Raw genomic sequence first — 19,436 nt, forward strand, 5'->3', positions numbered from 1 at the left:
CTTAATTGAAAGTCATAATTTCCATTTTTGTCTTGTTGTCTTGCTATTTCACTGTGAATGCACAGCGGCCAGATATGCACGCCAACTTTTGGCTATTTGGTAGCAATGCGGGCATGGAGTTTCCTAATGGAGATAATCCAGGGGTTTCTACACTGAATAACATGAATACCGAAAAAGCCAGCATGACCTATACTGATGCAGAAGGCAATCTGGTACTGTATTCAAATGGAAGTAGGGTTTGGAATGGAAACGGAAACACCGTGCCAGGAGCGGAAAACTTAATCACAGCTTTTGACCCAAGTTATCCGGGTTTGATAGTGCCTATACCCGAAACCGAAAATCAATTCTATGTTTTTTCTGTAGACGATTTCTCAGGGAATAATAATCCTGGCACAGTGGTATTTCCTATTTTCTACTCCTTAATTGACCTCAATGCAAATAACGGCGAAGGGCAAAAGGTTGGTGACACCAAAATGCTTTTAGGCGAATCTTCTTATGGACTCACCACAGTCAAACACTGTAATAATGTTGATTACTGGCTAGTGCTTCATTCCGGAGAAGGGAATAGGTTTTATACTTATCTTATCACTAAAGATGGCATTCAGTTCGACGAACCCGTTGAAAGTCAGGTAGGGATTCCTTTCTCAGGCTCTTCATTAGGCCTTCAGCAAGAAATAGTAGCTTCTGAAGATGGCAGTAAAATAGCTGTCACAAAACCTGTAAACCCAGAATTTGGCTTCTTAGAAATATTTAGTTTTGATAATGCCACGGGAGAAGTAATTAGAAGTATCACCACCCAAAAAGCCCTAAGTAAAATTAAAGGAGTCGCTTTCTCTCCAGACGGTAAGTTAATTTATGTAACAATATACCTAAACCAACGAAGTGTGGATGGCGGACTAGCAAATGATTATGAATTGCTCCAATTTAGAACAAGTCATGCTCCTTCCTACAGAAGACTAATTACCTCTAAGTCATACATAGGACAAAGTCAAACAGGCTTGGGCGACTTCCTGGTAGAGCCAGGCTCCTTCGGTAATCTTAAACTTGGCCCAAATGGTAAGGTATACTTAGCTCACATTGACGACGGTTTTCTCTCGGTCATTCATAATCCTAATGGGGAAGGCGATGCTTCCAATTTTTCTTACCGAAACTTTAGTTTGAATGGAAAAATAGGAAAAGCACAACTTCCAAATACTGTGTCGGCAAGTTATAAAATACCTGAAGCCGAACTGGTTTTTACGGCAGATAGCCTTGCCTGCAACCCTACATTAAAAGTAGAGGTTAACAATACAGACAACACCTCATTAAAATACCAATGGATAAAAGACGGTGTGCCTCTTGATGGCGTTAATTCAGAGACCTTAAAAATAAAAGAAACCGGCGAATATGAGGTACAGGTAATAGATGGCTGTCAAGAAGTACTAAGTAACAGCAAAAAGATACTAGTTGAGCTCCTAGTAGAAGCCCCTGCCATGGACGAGGTTTTTACATATTGTCAGGGTGCTGAGATAAGTGAATTAGAGGCCACTGGTGTAAACCTAAAATGGTACGACAATGCCTCCCTCTCCAACATAATTAGCAATAACAAAACACTCCAGCCAAATATTGATGCCAATAGAGAGGGCTTGCTATCTTTTTATGTGACTAATACCATTTCTGGCTGTGAAAGCTACCCTGCCAAGTTTGATATTAATATTCAGAAGAAAGAAAAGATTGAATTTCTCAATGAAAGCTTGAACCCCTGTTTTGACTTCAGCACGGAAGTCTCCTTGCCTTTAAAGAATGAACCTTCTACTAATATCAACTGGTTTTTCAATGAGAATTTCGTGACAAATGCCATGACTTTTTCAGCCAATTCTTATGGTACCTACATGGCCCAAATAGGCGAAGGTGCATGTTTTTCTTCTGACACTATTGAAGTGCGTGAAGGTTGTTTCAGGCTTTTCTTACCAACCGCTTTTACGCCAAATGGTGACGGCATTAATGAAACCTTAGATTTAATAGCAAACGGTGATTTTACTTTTGACTATCAAATAATTGACAGAAAAGGGACTATTATGGAGGCCCAAAGCGAACAAGAGTACCCTGGAAAGCCTATTCAGCTGTGGGATGGCTACTATAATGGAATACCCGCACCTATTGGTGTTTATCAGTATTTCTTAAACGCTAGGTTTGATGATGAAGGAGGCACTACCATCAAAAACCAAAATGGTAAGATTAACTTACTTAGATAAAGTTAAGAATGGTCTCAAGCTTCACTCCCCTACTACCTTTGATAAGGACGGCTTTGTTTTCAAATTTCTTATCATGCACCCAATTATGAACAGAGAATTTATCTGTGAAATAGTAAGCCTTTGGCAAGTGTTTCAAAGCATACTTCATGTTCTCCCCATAAAGTACCACCGTTTCAAAATTCCCCTCAGCCACTAGTTTCCCTAACGCTTCGTGTTCCGCTTCAGAATATTCTCCTAATTCAAACATATCTCCTAGAAAAACCACTTTCCCCTTGGTAGTTTCTAAGTTCATGAAGTTCTTTAAAGAAGCTTCCATACTAGATGGATTAGCGTTATAGGCATCAAGATAAACTACATTACTCCCCTTTTCCATTGTTTGAGACCGATTATTATCTGGTGCATAATCTGCCAAAGCCTGACAAGCAACATCAGCCTCTACATTAAAAAAACTTGAAATAGCATAGGCGGCCTGGATATTCTCAAAGTTATATTTTCCAGAAATTTGAGCCTTGTACGTTTTTTTAGAATCCGAACATGTCCAAGAAACCACAGGACTTTCCGACTTCATTTCTAATAAATGATTCGTTTTGCCATGATAAATGACCTGCATCATAGCCCTTTCTCTTGCCATACTACATAAGGTAGCATCATTTTCGTTTATAAAAACATAGCCATTTGATTTTTTTAGGAAATCAAGCAACTCCCCTTTTCCTTTTCTTACACCTTCTACTCCTCCAAAACCTTCTAAGTGAGATTTCCCAATATTGGTGATTAGCCCATGCGTTGGTTCTGCTATTTTAGATAAAGCCGCTATCTCTTTCTGATGATTTGCACCCATTTCAATAATCGCCATTTCGGTATCTTCTGGCATAGAAAGCAAGGTTAGCGGCACGCCAATATGATTATTCAGATTACCCAAAGTAGCGTGAACCTTATATTTAGTAGAAAGGGCCGCTTTTAGCAATTCCTTATTCGTGGTTTTTCCGTTAGAACCTGTCAAACCGATTACAGGAATGTCAAAGATTTTTCTATGGTGATTTGCTAACAACTGTAATGTTTCCAAAACATCATCCACCAAAATACATTGGTCGGAAGTATTAAAAGCTTCTTCATCAATTATGGCATAGTTAGCTCCATCAGCTATGGCTTTTTCAGCATACTCGTTACCGTTAAAATTACCTCCTTTTAAGGCAAAAAAGAGGTCGTACTTTTCAATTTTTCGGGTGTCTGTACAAACCTTGTTGGAGTTTTTAAATCGCTGATATATTTCTTCTATGCTCATGCTGCTCATCTTTGCCCCAAAGTTCGCTTAATTTTTCTAATTTGAAGATTCAATACTTTGAATAAATGTCCAAAACCTTTACTACGTATTTAGAAAGCCCTGTCGGGACATTGGAACTAAAAACCAGCGAAGATGCCGTGCTTGCAGTAATATTTGTGGAGAATACAGAAAACTCCGATACGGAATTACCAGAAATAGCCAAAGCATTAGTAAAGCAACTAAAAGGATATTTTGATGGCTCTCTTCTGAAGTTTGATTTAAAACTTGACCCACAAGGTACAGATTTCCAGAAACGCGTTTGGAAAAAATTGACGAATATTGATTTTGGCAAAAAAGCGTCTTACCAAGACATGGCTAATAAACTGGGCGACCCAAAGGTTATTAGAGCAGCTGCATCTGCCAATGGTAAAAACCCAATCTCCATTATTATTCCCTGCCACAGAGTGATAGGAAAAGATGGAAGTTTGACCGGTTATGCCGGAGGCTTGCATCGCAAAAAATGGCTCTTAGAACATGAGAATAGAATTGCAAATGGGGTTTTGGAATTGTTTTGAAAATGTTATACTTTTGTTATAACATTTTCAAAACAGAGATGATACAGCAAATAAGAAAAATAGGAAACTCAAACGGGATTATCCTCCCTAAAGCATTCCTTGATGCTCTAAATATTGACAACAACGTTCAGTTAGAATTACGGAATAACGAAATAATTATATCCCCAATAAAAATTGAACCTAGGGAAGATTGGTCGGCCAAATTTGAGAAGGCTATCGAAAATGGGGAGTTAGCAGAAAATGACTTATTTGAAAACCTTGAGAACGACTTTGATACAGAAGAATGGTAAAATCCTATAAAAGATTTGACATCTGGCTAGTTCAACTAAACCCTACAAAAGGTAGCGAAATAGCCAAGACAAGGCCATGTATCATAATTTCTCCCGATATTCAAAATCGATATCTCAATACAATTACGGTAGCTCTCCTAACACATACCAAAAAGTCATATCCCACAAGGTTAGACTGTCTTTTTAATAAAGAACCCGGTCAAATCGTAATTGACCAAATAAGGGCTGTTGACAAATTAAGACTGGTCAAAAAGCTAGGTAAATTAGACATTGCCACTTCCAAACTACTCTGCGAATTGTTGATCGAAAGTTTTAAATATTAATACCTCTCCATAAACTCTGTCAATAATCGCACACCATAGGCCGTAGCTGAACCTCCTTTTGAGAACTCGCCTTTGTGAAATGCTGTACCAGCAATATCAAGGTGAGCCCAGTTTGGATGCTCATCGGTGAAATACTCGATGAATTTACCTGCCGTAGTAGCTCCTGCATAAGGACCACCTAAGTTTTTGATATCCGCTACGTCAGAATCTAACTCTGATTTAAAATCATCCCAAAGTGGTAAACGCCAAACTTTTTCGCCCGTTGATTCGGCAGCTTTTTCCAGTTGAGTGGCTAGTTTATCATTATTGGTCATCATTCCTGATGCCACATGACCCAAGGTTCTAATACAACTGCCTGTAAGCGTAGCTAAATCTATCATAACCTCTGGTTCAAATTCCGTAGCCATATAATGAACGGCGTCTGCAAGTATCAACCTTCCTTCTGCATCTGTATTGATAATTTCTATGGTTTTTCTTGCATAAGAATTGATAACATCACCCGGTTTTATAGCTAGGGCATCCACACAGTTTTCTGTAATGGCCACTATTCCAACAAGGTTGACATCTAATTTTAATTTAGCAGCTAACTCTACCGCACCTATTACAGCAGCAGAGCCACCCATATCCATCTTCATGTCTTCCATGCCGTTCCCTGGCTTCAAAGAAACTCCTCCAGTGTCAAAAGTTACTCCTTTACCTACCAAACCTACTTTCTTAGCATCTTTAGAAGACTTGTATTCCATCACCACCATTTTGGCTGGTCTGTCTACACTTCCTCTTCCTACGGCTAGTAATGCTTGAAAGCCCATTTTCTCGCAAGCTTTTTCGTCATAAACGGTTACTTTGAAGCCATTTTTCTTGCCTGATTTTTCTATGAAATCCGCCATCATTTGTGGCGTTTTATAGTTTGATGGAGCATCCACCAATCCCATAATATTCATCTGCGTTTCGGCGGTTGCCAAGCCTCTCGCTATACTTTTCTTAATTTTATCTTCTTGGTTTGCCGTTACCCACAAACTGAACTTTGTTCCGTTATTAAAAACAGTTTTCTCTTCCTCTTCACGTGTTTTCAACATGCCTATTTCATACGAAGCAAGGCAAATTCCGTTGGCAATTAATTCTGCTAAATCAGCATTTCCTTTTAAATCAACCACAACTTCGCCGCTGAGCTTCTTCTTATTGTTTTTAAACAATAACCTGAAAGCGGTAATGACTTCTTTAGTGGTAGGGTTCTTCCCAAGACCAAAGAATATAACTTTGTTATATTTTTTACGTGGTGTAGCCACTATCAACGTTTCCTTAGCAGCCGCTGAAAAGCCATTGCCAAGCTCTTCCATTTCATAACCAATGAGCTTTGCTCGTTTTATTAATTGATCTTCTAGCTTCTCATCTTTTAAAAATGGAATGATGAGTGTTTTAGCTGATTCTAGTTTGGTGATGGTGTTTATCTTCATTTTTTGTCTTTTTCTGGAATTGGATTCCAAATTTAGACAGTTTTCTGCTAGTTAGCCTCATTTAATAATTTCAACTTGTGAGAACAAGCTCTACACTAAAAAGCATAGCTTTACATATTGAACTCACACTAAAAATGAAACACATTGTCAAAGCAGTTTTCGCTCTGCTTTCAATTGCCACCCTCAATGCACAGAAAAATTTAAGTGCAACTTATATTAATCTACCTCCGCTAATTGCCACATCTATTGAAGTCGGGCAAGAATATTCTTTTAAAAAGAATAGGGCTTTTGACATTGCCGGAGGAATAGTCATTAACAGCAATCACTTAAAGCAATATCATAAAGCAGGAACATCTTACGAAATCTCTCAGCGGTCTGGGCTTTACCTTAAAGTTTCAAAGAAGTTTATAGCACGAAAATTCGAAGATAAACTTGGTCCGTATTTCGGTGTTTTTGTCAGCAATGGATTAGGGTTTGAAAAAGGAATCTACCAGCCCTACAATCCATATCCTACACCGGGCGAGGGCGAGAAGGCAAGTAAATTATCTTATATCAGTGGTTTAGGAATAAGTCTTGGCATAAATCCTCCTCAAAACACCCCATTAGGCATTGAGCCTGGTATTCAAGCAGGAATCAGTCCATTCAATAATCAATTAGAGGGCTTCAAATATACCCCAGGTTTAGGAAGAAATTTCATGGGTTTTTATCTACAAGGCATTTTGAAATTTAGGTTTCACAGGGTGCCTGACTGAGCTTCTTTGAGTTTCAATTTGCAGGTTTTAGCTATCGGAATCATGCATTTTGAAAGTTAAAGTTTCAGATTGCAGAAACACCTACCTATCGAAACACATTAGTTTATTAGCTATATTCGAACACAAATAATACAACCAAATGCTAAAAAAAACACTTCCACTTTATCTCCTGGCTCTTTTAGTCAGTTTTTCGGCTTGTCAAAACAATGAGACAGATTCATCTGAAGAAAGTACTCTAGAAAACGATAAGCCTTCTGAAGATGAAATCATGAATGGCTTACTAGAGAAAACCGTGTATTACAGCCCAAGCGGTAATGATGAAGACGAGACCAAATGGACTTTCGTAGACCTTTCTGAGTTTCTTGATATTAGAATTATAGAAGAAAAACAAGATGAAACCTACTGGGAAGCAAAAATCGACTTCGACCTAGTGGACTATAACACAGAAATCAACTACTTCATGACGGGCATTATCCAATGCAAAAAAGAGGGCTCAAAATGGGAGGTGACCAACTTTAAGGTGCTTGAGTATGGGAAGGAGTAAAACATCTCCTACCTCAAAGCCCCCCAAAGAACCTCCACAGGATGCAAAGCTTTTCTCCCTGTTCCATCATGGATTTGGTGGCGGCAGCTGGTTCCTGGTGCTGCTATAATAACTTCTTCTGGTTGCTGACGCACCGTTGGGAATAACACCAACTCCCCTATTTTCATAGAGATATCGTAATGCTCTTTTTCATATCCGAAAGAACCCGACATACCACAGCAGCCGCTTGGTATTAACTGCACATTATAATTTGGCGGCAGCGACAGCATTTTCTTTGTCGGCACCATAGAGCTTACTGCTTTTTGTTGGCAGTGGCCATGCAGTTTGATAAGCCTTTCTTCGTCTGTAAATATGGACTTGTCTAGCTTCTTTTTATCTATTTCTCTGGCAATAAACTCGTCTATCATCAGAGCATTTTTTGCTAGTTTTTCGGCTTTTTCAGCCAGTTCCTCATTGACCAGTTCTGGATAATCATCTCTGAAAGCTAAAATACAAGATGGCTCCACACCTATTAAAGGCGTTTCCTCAGAAATAATGTCATGCAGCATTTCCACGTTTAGGTTTGCTCTTTCTTTTCCTTCGTCTAGCATCCCTTTTGACAAATACGGCCTTCCGGAGTCCACATGCTCAGGAATAATGACAGCATAACCCAATTTTGACAGGAGCTTTATGGCTGTTTGACCAATGGTCACATCATTATAATTGGTAAACTCGTCACAGAAAAGATAAACCTTGCCCTTATCCCCACTTTGAAATTGCGACGCATTTTTATCATACCATTTCTTCAGGGTAGTTTCATGAAGCAGCGGCATGGTGCGGTCTGGGTGAAAACCTACTAACTTGTTACCCAGCCTACGCAGGCTCTCCGTTTTGAAAAGGAAATTATAAGCACTAGGCATGATAGCACCCAATTTGCTCATTTTTGAGAAATTGGCTATCATTTTTGACCTAACAGGTACACCATTTTTCTTTTGGTAATGGTACATAAACTCCATTTTGAGCTTAGCCATATCTACATTACTCGGGCACTCCGATTTGCATCCTTTACACAGCAAACATAAGTCTAACACTTCCTTAGCTTCTTTACTATCAAAACGCTCTTCGCCATTTCCTAAAATAGTCTCAAAAGAAACTTCACCGTTTTCTCTGGTCAAAGCCTCACGAAGAATATTTGCTCTGGCCCTAGTGGTATCTTTTTCGTTTTTAGTGGCCATGAAACTTGGACACATGGTACCTCCGCTAATTTCTGTTTTACGGCAGTCGCCAGAGCCATTACATTGCTCCGCGTGCTGTAAAATGTCTTGGTCTTTGAACCTAAAAACGGTCTCAAACTTAGGCACTATTTGCCCTGGCTCATACCTAAGCATTTCGTTCATGGCTGGAGTGTCCACTATTTTATTGGCATTAAAAACACCTTTTGGGTCCCATGTATATTTGAGTTTGCGAAGCAACTGATAGTTTTTCTCTCCTATTTGCTCAGGAATAAACTCCGCTCTCAGTCTACCATCACCATGCTCACCAGAAAGGGAGCCCTTATGTTTTTTCACCAACGTAGAAATATCTTGAGCCACATCTCTAAACTGTTGATTTCCTTCTTTAGTTTTAAGATTGATAATCGGTCTTAAATGTAACTCCCCTGAGCCTGCATGAGCATAATGCACACAGCTAAGTCCTCTTTTTGCCAAAGTCACATTAAACTCTTCTATAAAAGCAGGCAAATCATTTACATCAACTGCCGTGTCTTCAATTACAGGTACTGCTTTTTCATCCCCCGGTAAATTAGACAAAAGTCCAAGACCTGCTTTTCTGAGGGTCCATACCTTTTTGATGTCATCACCAAACAGAATAGGAAAGTGATAGCCAAAACCTGCTGCTCGCATTTCTGCTTCCATGGCAGCGGCTTTATCATTTACTTCTTCTATGGTCTCACCAAAAAGTTCAATGCATAACAAAGCGGCAGGGTCTCCTTCTACAAAGAACCTATTAGCCATTTGTTCTTTATTGGCTTTGGTACATTCTAAAATATAATGGTCCATCAGTTCTACCGCAGACGGGTTATACTTTAATGCTATAATATTAGCTCGTAGGGAATTGTCAATAGTTTTGAAATGCCCAGCCACCACGCCTTTATGTTTTGGTGGCATTTCATTGACATGAATTTTGATTTCTGTGATAAACATTAAAGTCCCTTCAGAACCAGCTATCAGTTTGCAGAAATTGAAGTTATCTTTAGCTTCTGAATTGAAAGGCTTTGTTTCTAAAAGTTCATCAATAGCGTAGCCCGTATTTCTTCTTGGAATACTTCTTTTAGGAAACTGCTCTCTAATTTCTTCTGCAACTTCACTGTTTGAAAGCATATCAAAGACATTCAAATAAATCTTGTCTTCTAAGGATAACTTAGCCGTAGGAATAACCCTTTTCTTCTCAATTATCTCTTCAAAATCGTCTGTGGTCAAACTTTTGAATTCTACCTCTGAACCATCGCTCAAAAAACCTTTTACGGAGAGAAGATGATCTCTGGTACTGCCGTAAATCACAGAGTTTGTTCCACAAGAATTATTACCAACCATACCACCAATCATGGCTCTATTTGCCGTAGAGGTTTCTGGGCCAAAGAACAAATCAAAATCTTTTAGGTGGTGATTAAGCTCATCACGAACAACAGCGGGCTGCAACCTAACCCATGACTCCTCTTTATTAACTTCTAATATTTTTGTGAAAGTTCTGGACACATCCACCACAATACCTTTACCCACTACCTGACCGGCGAGTGAAGTTCCAGCCGTTCTTGGAATAAGTGTCACCTTCTTTTTGTTGGCGAACTTTATCAAGGTTTTGATATCCTCTTCATCCTTAGGAAAAGCTACCGCTAATGGCACTTCTCGATAAGCCGAAGCGTCTGTGGCGTATAAAGTCTTGGTTATTTTGTCGTCTAAAAATTCGCCTTTGAAGCTATTGGTAATCTGGCTGAAGTTCATGTAATAGTGTCCTTTAAATTTCCTAAAGCAAATGTATTGCTAAAAGTTTAGACACTAAATATTCTTTGAAAATTAGATAGTAAGCAAATGTTTAGTTTAAGTCTTTAACAGACTCTAGTTCAACCAAACTGCAATCTATCTTCAGTGTTTTAGTTTGACAGGTTTTATCTTTAATTCGTTCTAAAAGGAGATTCACAGCGGTTTCTCCCACCAATTTAGGCGAATGAAAATAATGTGTAATTCTGGGATGTAAAATTTTAGGCATCACCCCGTCACTAATAACTATGAGAGAAATATCTTCTGGGATTTTGTAAGAATGTCGCTGTAAACCGCTATGACATCTCATCATAAGCTCATCTGTCATTGCAAAAAGGGCAGAAACGCCTTTGTTTACATTAAGAAAATTCAATAACGTTTCATCAAAACGGTCAAGATCACTTATCATCAATATAAGAGGTTCAATATTATTTTCTTCACAAGCCTGCTTAAAGCCAGCCAAACGCGTTTCTGTAATCATTTGACTGCTGTCAGAAAATACACCACCCATTTTTCTATGCCCATTTTTTATAAGATAATTGATAGATTCTTTTGCAATACCAGCTCCATCTATACCTACGGAACTCATATCATCATTCTCTTGAATTTTATCTAAAAGCACTAATGGAGCTCCGTCTTTATTTAATTTTGAAAGTTCTTCGGAATTAATAAAGCCAGAGCTTATCGAAATCATAATACCGTCCACAGATAACTGATTACAATATTCTATCAAATCCAACTCTTTTTGATAGGAGTCGTCTGATTGAAAAACTAAGAGTGAATAACCTTTTTTACTTACCGCTTCAGAAATGCTTTTCATCATCTCAGGAATAAAGAACATGTGGTATTCTGGCAGGATTAAGCCTATAAGACCAGAGCTTTTTGTTCTAAGGTATCTCGCCCTTAAGTTTGGCGTATAATTATATAATTCGCTAGCTTCTCTAACCTTCTTTTTTGTGTCTTGGCTAATATCTGGGTGGTCAGAAAGAGCCCTGGATACTGTTGAAATAGAGAGGTTTAAAACCTTAGCTAACTCCTTTATTGTTACTCTTTTCATTCAAATTTTCTCTTAGATACGGATTATTGTAAAAAGTTTCCCACAAAGAACGTTTGCACAATCGTTTGCAATGTAATTCTTTTTTTTTGTACAAATTCAAGATATACTTTTGACATATAAATGGTTGAATAAATGAATTGTTTTCAATTACGAGGATAATTTACGTTAAAGAGTTAAAAACTGTGGCCACTAGTCACAGTTTTTTTTCATAACCAAAAGCCCAGAGAAAAATATGATATAAAAAGTAATGGATTTCTCAACAGAATAAACTTTTGGTTAGGAGTTTCTACTTTAAACGCTCATGGTAAAAGTGTTGCTACCAAAGGCTTTATCATATAAGAGATTAAATGTTTCATATAATGCACCTAACCTCCTACAGCATTGTTTTTACCCTGAAATCACCCCTAAAACATTCAAATGAAAGAGAGAATTTCCTTAAAAAAAGACTACATAGAGTTTGCTTTAAAGCTTTGCAATAAAATTAGTTCTGAATGGAAAAAAGACAAACTGGTAATAGGAATTACCGGCGAATCTGGTAGTGGAAAATCTGTCACAGGCTTAGGTTTAAAGGAAGCTTTTAAGACAAAAGGCTTAGAAGTAGCTTACCTTCAAATGGATGATTATTTTCATCTACCACCACTCACAAATCATCAAAACAGACTTAAAAGTTTCGATAATATAGGCCCGCATGAAGTTGATTTACATGAACTCGATAGACATATAACTTCATTCTTTAATGATCAGGAAACACTTGGGCGAGAATGTGTATTTTCTGAAAATCAATTTCTGGAAAAAACGATTAGCTTTAAGGATAAAAAAATCTTAATAGTAGAAGGTACATATATAGGAGAACTGGAAAAATTAGATGTATTGGTATTTATAAACAGAGATTATAAAGAAACTTTAAAAAACAGAATGGAGAGAGGTCGTGAAGCCTTTGACCCATTTATAGAAAAGGTTTTGAGCATAGAGCACAACATTATAAAAAAATATAAATCGCATGCTGACATAGTTATTGACAGCAATTATAACATTGAAAAAAAATATGCTTAAAAAGGTAAAACCCCTTCTTGGCTTTCGAGAAATCATCAATATGAATTTTGGCTTCTTTGGTTTGCAATACAGTTTCGGCTTACAGCAGGCTAACATGAGTCCTATTTACTCCTACTTGGGAGCTGAGGAGCACAATTTACCTTTTCTTTGGCTAGCTGGACCTATGACAGGCTTGATAGTCCAACCTATTATTGGTGCTATTTCTGACAAAACTGTTTCCAAATGGGGAAGACGTAGACCATATTTCTTTGTTGGTGCCATACTATGTAGCTTAATGCTTTTCATCATGCCATTTAGTAGTACTGTATGGATGGCTGCGAGTGTTTTATGGATTCTTGATGCGGCAAATAATATTACACAAGAGCCATACAGAGCTTTTGTAAGTGACAAGCTAGACAAGTCACAACATTCCATTGGTTACCTTTCTCAAAGTGCATTTACAGGATTAGGGCAAACTTTATCCTATCTAACCCCAAGTATTTTAATATTTTTCGGCATGAGTCAAGCCGCAAAAAGCGATAGCGGGATACCCACTACCACTTACATTGCATTTTTGATTGGTTCTGTAGTTTCTATTGGTAGTATCTTATGGTCATTAAAAACCACAAAGGAAATTCCATTAACAGAAGAAGAGATAAAAAAAATAAAAGCGGAGAAAGGTGGCGTAGCCAAAACATTGAGCGAAATATGGGAAGCTGTGAAAACAATGCCATTAAATATGAGACTAATGATACCAATGATGTTTTTCAGCTGGTACGCCATGTTTATCTATTGGCAATTTATTACTCTTGGTTTATCTAAAACTTTTTATGGCACCACTGACCCATCTACGGTTGGGTTTAGAAGTTCAGAAATACTCACAGGTCAAATTGGAGCTTTTTATAACTTCATTGCTTTTGCTGCAGCTTTTGGAATGGCAGCAGTAGCAAAAAGGTTTAGTCCTAAATACCTCCACCAAGTTTGCCTAATATTAGCAGGACTTAGCCTATTTTCTATCCCTTTTTTAGGGGAGCAGTGGCAAATATTTATTCCTATGCTTGGACTAGGCTTAGCGTGGGCGAGTATGATGGGAAATCCTTATATTATACTTTCAAATGCTATCACTTCTAACAAAACTGGCGTGTACATGGGAATCTTTAATCTCTTTATTGTAATACCCATGTTGATTGAAACCTTCACTTTCCCTTTTATTTATAAAAATTTACTAAAAAGTGATCCTCAATTAGCACTAATGGGAGCTGGTGCTTTTTTATTTATTGGCGGTGTTTTAGTGAGCTTAGTAAAATCAACTTCATCCATAAAAGAATAAGGCACAAACCTAAATAAACCTTCCTTTTCTATGAGGACTGTCAATTAATTTGGGCAGTCCTCTTTACTTTTTAAATACATAGAAAACTCATTAAATACCTAAAGACTCCGAAATCACAGAATTCTCAAGTAATTCCTTTGTAAAATTCAATTTTCGCAAACGTTTGCGAGAAATTGCAATCGTTTGCAAACATTATTTCTACAAAAAATACAATTTTTGCGGCTTCTATATTTGCTTGTTGACTTCTTCTTTTTGTACGTTTGTCTACGAAATTATAGGTCTCATAATTCCTCCCAAAGGATTGATGAGTTAGGTTGAATTCAAAACACATTCTAAATTAAACTAAACAAGTATGATTAATCAGCTCTACCAAAAAAGCCTGAGCACACTCCAAAAGGGTGGGATGTCAATCACAAAGCTAGTGGCTACAACACTAACGCTATGTGTTATCTCATTAACGGCGTTTGCTCAAAACATTAATGTAAGTGGAAAAGTGATTGACGCCACTGGCGAAGAAATGCCAGGTGTCAGTATTCAATTGAAAGGAAGTACCACAGGGACTTCAACAAGTGTTGACGGAAATTATACCATTAATAACGTTCCTTCAAACGGAACTTTGGTATATAGTTTTGTTGGGATGCAAGCTCAAGAAGTTGCTGTTCAAGGTCGTTCTGTTATCAACGTAACTTTAGCAAACGATGATCAACTTTTAGAAGAAGTTGTTGTAATTGGTTATGGTACTGTGAAAAAGAAAGATTTAACGGGAGCAGTTAACGCTATTGGAACAAAAGACTTCCAAAAGGGTGTGGTTACATCTCCTGAGCAATTAATGCAAGGAAGGGTAGCAGGGGTTCAAATCACGCAAAGTTCTGGTGAGCCAGGTGGTGGAATCAACGTTCGTATTAGAGGAACATCTTCTGTTTATGGTGGTAATAACCCATTATTTGTAATTGATGGTGTACCCCTTAGTGGAGATAATACATCAGGTGGAGGAGACTCCCAAGGGCTTGGTCGTCAAGCGGCAAAAAACCCATTAAACTTCCTTAACCCTGCAGACATTCAAAGTATTGATATCCTTAAAGATGCTTCTGCTACGGCTATATATGGTGCTCGTGGAGCTCAAGGTGTAGTTTTAATCACCACTAAGAAAGGTAAAGGTAAAGGAACACTAGATTACGGATACTCTTTAGGATTTAGTAATATCACTAAAAAATATGACCTTCTATCTTCTGAGGAATTTGCAGCTGCAAACCCAGCTCAAGATTTAGGTGGCTCTACAGACTGGCAAGATGAACTATTCAGAACGGGTGTTGCCCATCAGCACAACCTTTCTTATGGCGGCGGTGATGCTACAGGAAACTATAGATTTTCATTAGGTTATCTAGACCAAAATGGTATCATCGAAACTTCATCTATTAAAAGATACTCTGTAGGTTTTACTGGCGGAAAGAAATTCATCAATAATAAATTGAACATTACTTCTAATATTAACCTTGCAAACACACAGGACAAAGGAGTAGGTATTTCTGAAAACTCTGGATATACGGGTGACCTTTTAGGAGGAATCTTAAAATCAAACCCAACAATGCCTGTATATACAAATGGTGACTATACCCAGCTTGGAATTACTTTAGCCAATCCGGTAGCAATCATCAATTTAAATAAAGACAGAACGAACACTCTTAGAGCTTTAGGTAACTTAGCCGCTGAGTTAGAGATAGTAGAAGGTTTAAAATTCAAAACTGTTTTAGGGTTTGACAAGTCATTCTCTAGTAGAAAAAATGCGTTTTCTAGAGACTTAGTACTAGATGGTGTTGTTGACATTGGACGTCTTTATATTACAGATATAGAAACAGACAACAATCTTTGGGAAAACTATTTTACGTATGACAAAGATTTAGGAAACGTAACGCTTAATGCTTTATTAGGGTACTCTTACCAAAGCTTTGATGGATACTACAAAGGTTCAAACTTAGCTAACTTCAGTACTTCTGATTTAGACCTTATGGTGAATAACCTTGCTTCCGCTGATGCATCTCAGGCGGTAAATAACTTTGTGTCTAACTCTTCTTCTGAAAAAGACGAATTACAGTCATATTTTGGTCGTTTAAACTTAAATATGGGCAAATTCTTAGTAACTGGAACTTTAAGAATTGACGGTTCTACTAAATTTGGTGGAAACAACAAATATGGTTATTTCCCTTCTGGAGCATTTAAATGGAAGTTAATAGACGAAGACTTCGTTCCTAAAAACGTATTCTCAGACTTAGCTCTTAGAGTTGGTTACGGTGTGGTTGGTAATCAAAACATACCTCACAACCTATTTCAGAAAAGAGTTCGTTATGGTAACTGGTCTGCAGACCAAGGAGCTACCACTATTACAGGTGGAGGTCAATATTTTGTAGCATTCCAAAATCCAGATCTTAAATGGGAATCAACTGCCGCTCTTAATGTTGGTTTAGATTTTGCTTTTGCAAATAACAGAGTAAGTGGTAATATCGAATTCTACGATAAGCATACGAAAGACCTTTTATTCCAAGTTAACTCTGCCCAGCCAGCTCCAAACCCTTTCTCTTGGGAAAACTTAGATACCGATGTTCAAAACAGAGGTGTTGAGTTAGGCTTAAATGTAATTGCTGTTGACAATCAGAAATTTACTTGGGAAGTATTAGCAAATGGTGCATATAACAAGAACCTTATCAAAAACTTGAAAGGTGTGTATGACACAGGAGAAATAAATGGTCAAGGTTTAACAGGTGCCTTTGCTCAGCGTTTAGCTGAAGGTCAACCAATGTTTGCCTACTTCTTACGTGAGTTTGGTGGATTTGACGAAAACGGAAACTCCATATACCCTCAAGGTGACTTCCAGCAATTTGTAGGCTCTAGTCCACTTCCAACTTTAACAGCTGGATTAACTAATAATTTCACTTTTGGTAACTTTGATGCAAGTGTCTTCTTTAATGGTGTATTTGGAAACTATATATACTCAAACACAAGAAATGCATTCTTCACTAAAGGTGCTTTAAATAACGGAGGTAACGTAACAAAAGACGTTCTTGATACTAACGAAGGACCTTGGAATGCTCCAGACGTTTCTACTCGTTTCTTAGAGAAAGGTGACTTTGTAAGACTTCAGAACCTTAACCTTGGATATCGCGTACCTTTAAGTGCAGGTAATGCAATATCAAGCCTTAGATTATTCGTTACAGGTCAAAACCTAATGACCTTTACGAAGTACAGCGGTCAGGATCCTGAAGTAAGTACCAACAAATCTCTTAATGGTATTCCTTCGTTCGGTATAGATTATACAGCTTATCCTAGAGCTAGAACTTGGACGCTTGGAGCAAATATTTCATTCTAAGAAAAACTATAAATATTAGAAAAAATGAAAAATAAAGAAATAAAAAATATATTATTAGCGAGCTGCGGCATCTTCATGATGACTGCATGTACAGACCTAATAAATAACGAAAAAGATACAATTGTTGCAGTAAGTGATGGAGACGGTTTTGCAGCCGGTGACCCAACAGAACTTTTAATTTCAGCTTACAAAGATTTAGGTGCTTACACAGACCAAGGTAACATTTACGCTCTGGGTCAACACCCAACAGCTGAAATGATTCCTCCTACTAGAGGAGTTGACTGGGGTGACAACGGAGTTTGGAGAACCTTAGACCAACATACTTGGGATGCTACGCACTCAGCGGTTTTAGGAGCTTGGAATCAATTAAACGAAAGAGCTTATAAGTGTAATGAAATCATTGCCTCAAACCCATCTCCTGCCCAAAAGGCAGAAGCTCAATTTTTGAGAGCATTAAATATGTTTCATGTAATGGACTATTGGGGTAAAGTACCTTTTAGAGAAGTTACAGAGGGTGTTGATGTAGATCCGCGAGTACTAACAAGAACAGAGGCTTTTGACTTTATAGTTTCTGATTTAGAAGCAGCAGTTTCTGGCCTTGACGCAATGGGTCCACAACCTCTTCAAGCAAAAGCAAACAAAGCAGCTGCTAACTTCTTGTTAGCTAAGCTTTACTTAAACAAGGCTGTATACACTGCCGCATCTCCGGCTGGACCATATAGCTTTGACAATGGAGATATGGCAAAAGTTATTGGATATGTAGATGCTATCATTGCAGACGGGTATGCTATCAATGACGACTTTTTCTCTAACTTTACTGAAGATGAGGGCAATACAGAAACTATTCTTAACTCTGCGGAGGGAACCCCACAAAACCGATGGATGATGACATTGCATTATGATCAAAATCCTTCAGGATGGAATGGTTTTACTACTTTAGCCGACTTCTACGATACCTTTGAAGATGGAGATATAAGAAAAGGACTTCCGGCAGAAGCTGACGGAACTGACATGTCAGGTATTGGTTTTGGTTTCTTAATTGGTCAGCAGTATGACGATAATGGTGACCCAATTACCGATTCAAGATCTAAAAACCTTCTGAAGTTTACGCGTGATGTAACCTTAGCCGGTACTCCTACTGATAAAGGAATTCGAGCTATTAAGTATCACCCAGCTAGGGCAGGAAAATATATTCTAATGAGATTTGCAGAAGCTTATCTTATGAAAGCAGAAGCAATGATGCGTTCTGGTGATACATCTGGAGCACTGGCAATGATTAATGACTTAAGAGCTAAGCGTGATGCTCAGTCATTATCTAGCCTTGATGAAAATTCAATGTTTGAAGAAATTGGTCGTGAACTATACTGGGAAGGAGGAAAAAGAACAACTGAAGTAAGGTTTGGTAAGTATACCACAGGAACCGGAACTTTGATTCAGGATGACTATACTATTTTATATCCAATTCCATCATCAGCCATTGTATCTAATCCAAACTTAGAGCAAAACGAAGGATATTAATATCGCCTTTTCTTTAATATTTAAAAATGCTCGAACTAGTTTCGAGCATTTTTATTTTATTTGACTTGAATTCCAAATTAAAAATGAAAAACTACCTCCTTTTTCTTTTCTCCTTCTTTCTTTTTAGCCAATGTCAAAGCAGTTCAGAGTCAAAATGGGATACTCAAATTTTTGAGGCTTTACAAAAACTAGAGGCCGACCAGATGACTGTAAACATAAAAATTGACGAAGAAGCTTTTTATCCAACACAAGTCCCTTTTAATGGTACTATTACGCTAAACGAGCCTTCCTGCTTTATTAATCTTAGAAACTTAGATGGAGGGAATATAGTTATAAGCTTAGAAGAGAATGATTGGTATAAAGCAGGAGACAAAACCGTTTACTTTAAAGAAGGTTTAACCGAAGTAGAATCAATGCACGGCTCCTTTTTAATAGGCCGAAAAGACGAATTAAAGGGTGAGGGTTACATCATAAATGACGGTAGTTTCCAGCTTAAGCAGTTAAATAATGAAGCCTGTATTGTCACAATAAAAGGAAACGTAAAAAGTCCTTTTGATCAAAGTATCATAAAACCTATCGAAGGGTTCATTGTTTGGAAGAAGCCAGCAACGTTAAATTCTCAAGAAAGAGTAAAAACTTTCTTTTTCAATTAAATCATGCTCAGAAAACCCTACATCCTGTTAATTCTTCT

The 19,436-nt window shown here is 37.8% G+C and carries 15 protein-coding genes; 11 read left to right on the forward strand and 4 right to left on the reverse strand.

The features are described 5' to 3' along the window. Nucleotides 1-5: 5 nt before the first annotated feature. Nucleotides 6-2,234 (forward strand): hypothetical protein, encoded by a 2,229-nt coding sequence (locus AADJ06_RS09605; RefSeq protein ID WP_341226226.1) that lies wholly within the window; start codon nucleotides 6-8, stop codon nucleotides 2,232-2,234. Here AADJ06_RS09605 and murF read toward each other — a convergent pair. Beyond that, on the reverse strand, nucleotides 2,227-3,516 hold the full coding sequence (murF, locus tag AADJ06_RS09610; RefSeq protein WP_341226227.1) for a UDP-N-acetylmuramoyl-tripeptide--D-alanyl-D-alanine ligase: 1,290 nt from the start codon (nucleotides 3,514-3,516) through the stop codon (nucleotides 2,227-2,229). The genes AADJ06_RS09605 and murF overlap by 8 nt on opposite strands. A gap of 65 nt (nucleotides 3,517-3,581) precedes the next feature. Here murF and AADJ06_RS09615 point away from each other — a divergent pair, with 65 nt between their 5' ends. Genes AADJ06_RS09615 through AADJ06_RS09625 form a run of 3 tightly spaced genes read left to right on the forward strand, consistent with a single transcriptional unit; the run spans nucleotide 3,582 to nucleotide 4,683 of the window. Next, nucleotides 3,582-4,070: a methylated-DNA--[protein]-cysteine S-methyltransferase gene (locus tag AADJ06_RS09615; RefSeq protein ID WP_341226228.1), complete on the forward strand. Its 489-nt coding sequence runs from the start codon at nucleotides 3,582-3,584 to the stop codon at nucleotides 4,068-4,070. Between the two features lie 38 nt (nucleotides 4,071-4,108). Next, the gene (locus tag AADJ06_RS09620) at nucleotides 4,109-4,360 is read left to right on the forward strand and encodes an AbrB/MazE/SpoVT family DNA-binding domain-containing protein (protein WP_341226229.1); all 252 of its coding nucleotides are present in this window, start codon (nucleotides 4,109-4,111) and stop codon (nucleotides 4,358-4,360) included. Continuing rightward, on the forward strand, nucleotides 4,354-4,683 hold the full coding sequence (locus tag AADJ06_RS09625; RefSeq protein ID WP_341226230.1) for a type II toxin-antitoxin system PemK/MazF family toxin: 330 nt from the start codon (nucleotides 4,354-4,356) through the stop codon (nucleotides 4,681-4,683). Before AADJ06_RS09620 ends, AADJ06_RS09625 begins: the two co-directional genes overlap by 7 nt. Here AADJ06_RS09625 and AADJ06_RS09630 read toward each other — a convergent pair. Further along, on the reverse strand, nucleotides 4,680-6,137 hold the full coding sequence (locus AADJ06_RS09630) for a leucyl aminopeptidase (protein ID WP_341226231.1): 1,458 nt from the start codon (nucleotides 6,135-6,137) through the stop codon (nucleotides 4,680-4,682). The genes AADJ06_RS09625 and AADJ06_RS09630 overlap by 4 nt on opposite strands. Nucleotides 6,138-6,271: 134 nt before the next feature. Between AADJ06_RS09630 and AADJ06_RS09635 the strand changes: the two genes are divergently transcribed. Further along, complete coding sequence (locus AADJ06_RS09635; protein WP_341226232.1) at nucleotides 6,272-6,889, forward strand: hypothetical protein; 618 nt, start codon at nucleotides 6,272-6,274, stop codon at nucleotides 6,887-6,889. Between the two features lie 139 nt (nucleotides 6,890-7,028). Further along, the gene (locus AADJ06_RS09640; protein ID WP_341226233.1) at nucleotides 7,029-7,433 is read left to right on the forward strand and encodes a hypothetical protein; all 405 of its coding nucleotides are present in this window, start codon (nucleotides 7,029-7,031) and stop codon (nucleotides 7,431-7,433) included. 8 nt (nucleotides 7,434-7,441) lie between these two features. Here the strand turns inward: AADJ06_RS09640 and AADJ06_RS09645 are convergent, their stop codons facing one another. After that, entirely contained in the window at nucleotides 7,442-10,411 is a 2,970-nt protein-coding gene (locus AADJ06_RS09645; RefSeq protein ID WP_341226234.1) for an FAD-linked oxidase C-terminal domain-containing protein, read from the reverse strand. Between the two features lie 91 nt (nucleotides 10,412-10,502). Further along, nucleotides 10,503-11,504 carry a LacI family DNA-binding transcriptional regulator gene (locus AADJ06_RS09650; RefSeq protein WP_341226235.1) on the reverse strand — a complete coding sequence of 334 codons (1,002 nt, stop codon included), beginning with the start codon at nucleotides 11,502-11,504 and terminating at the stop codon, nucleotides 10,503-10,505. Between the two features lie 417 nt (nucleotides 11,505-11,921). Here AADJ06_RS09650 and AADJ06_RS09655 point away from each other — a divergent pair, with 417 nt between their 5' ends. The 5 genes from AADJ06_RS09655 to AADJ06_RS09675 all read left to right on the forward strand — a co-directional run bounded on the left by AADJ06_RS09655 (nucleotide 11,922) and on the right by AADJ06_RS09675 (nucleotide 19,398). Further along, a complete protein-coding gene (locus AADJ06_RS09655) occupies nucleotides 11,922-12,557 on the forward strand; it encodes a hypothetical protein (RefSeq protein WP_341226236.1) in 636 nt (211 codons plus the stop codon). Beyond that, entirely contained in the window at nucleotides 12,550-13,866 is a 1,317-nt protein-coding gene (locus AADJ06_RS09660) for an MFS transporter (RefSeq protein ID WP_341226237.1), read from the forward strand. The genes AADJ06_RS09655 and AADJ06_RS09660 overlap by 8 nt, the downstream gene beginning before the upstream one ends. Nucleotides 13,867-14,218: 352 nt before the next feature. Further along, nucleotides 14,219-17,227, forward strand: a complete 3,009-nt coding sequence (locus AADJ06_RS09665) for a SusC/RagA family TonB-linked outer membrane protein (RefSeq protein ID WP_341226238.1) — start codon at nucleotides 14,219-14,221, stop codon at nucleotides 17,225-17,227. A 24-nt stretch (nucleotides 17,228-17,251) separates the two neighbouring features. Next, a complete protein-coding gene (locus AADJ06_RS09670) occupies nucleotides 17,252-18,745 on the forward strand; it encodes a RagB/SusD family nutrient uptake outer membrane protein (protein ID WP_341226239.1) in 1,494 nt (497 codons plus the stop codon). An 83-nt stretch (nucleotides 18,746-18,828) separates the two neighbouring features. Beyond that, nucleotides 18,829-19,398, forward strand: coding sequence for a hypothetical protein (locus tag AADJ06_RS09675; RefSeq protein WP_341226240.1), 570 nt, complete (start codon nucleotides 18,829-18,831; stop codon nucleotides 19,396-19,398). The last annotated feature ends 38 nt before the right edge of the window (nucleotides 19,399-19,436 follow it).

Origin of the sequence: uncultured Arcticibacterium sp. (assembly GCF_964021845.1) — a bacterium.
GTDB lineage: Bacteria > Bacteroidota > Bacteroidia > Cytophagales > Spirosomataceae > Arcticibacterium.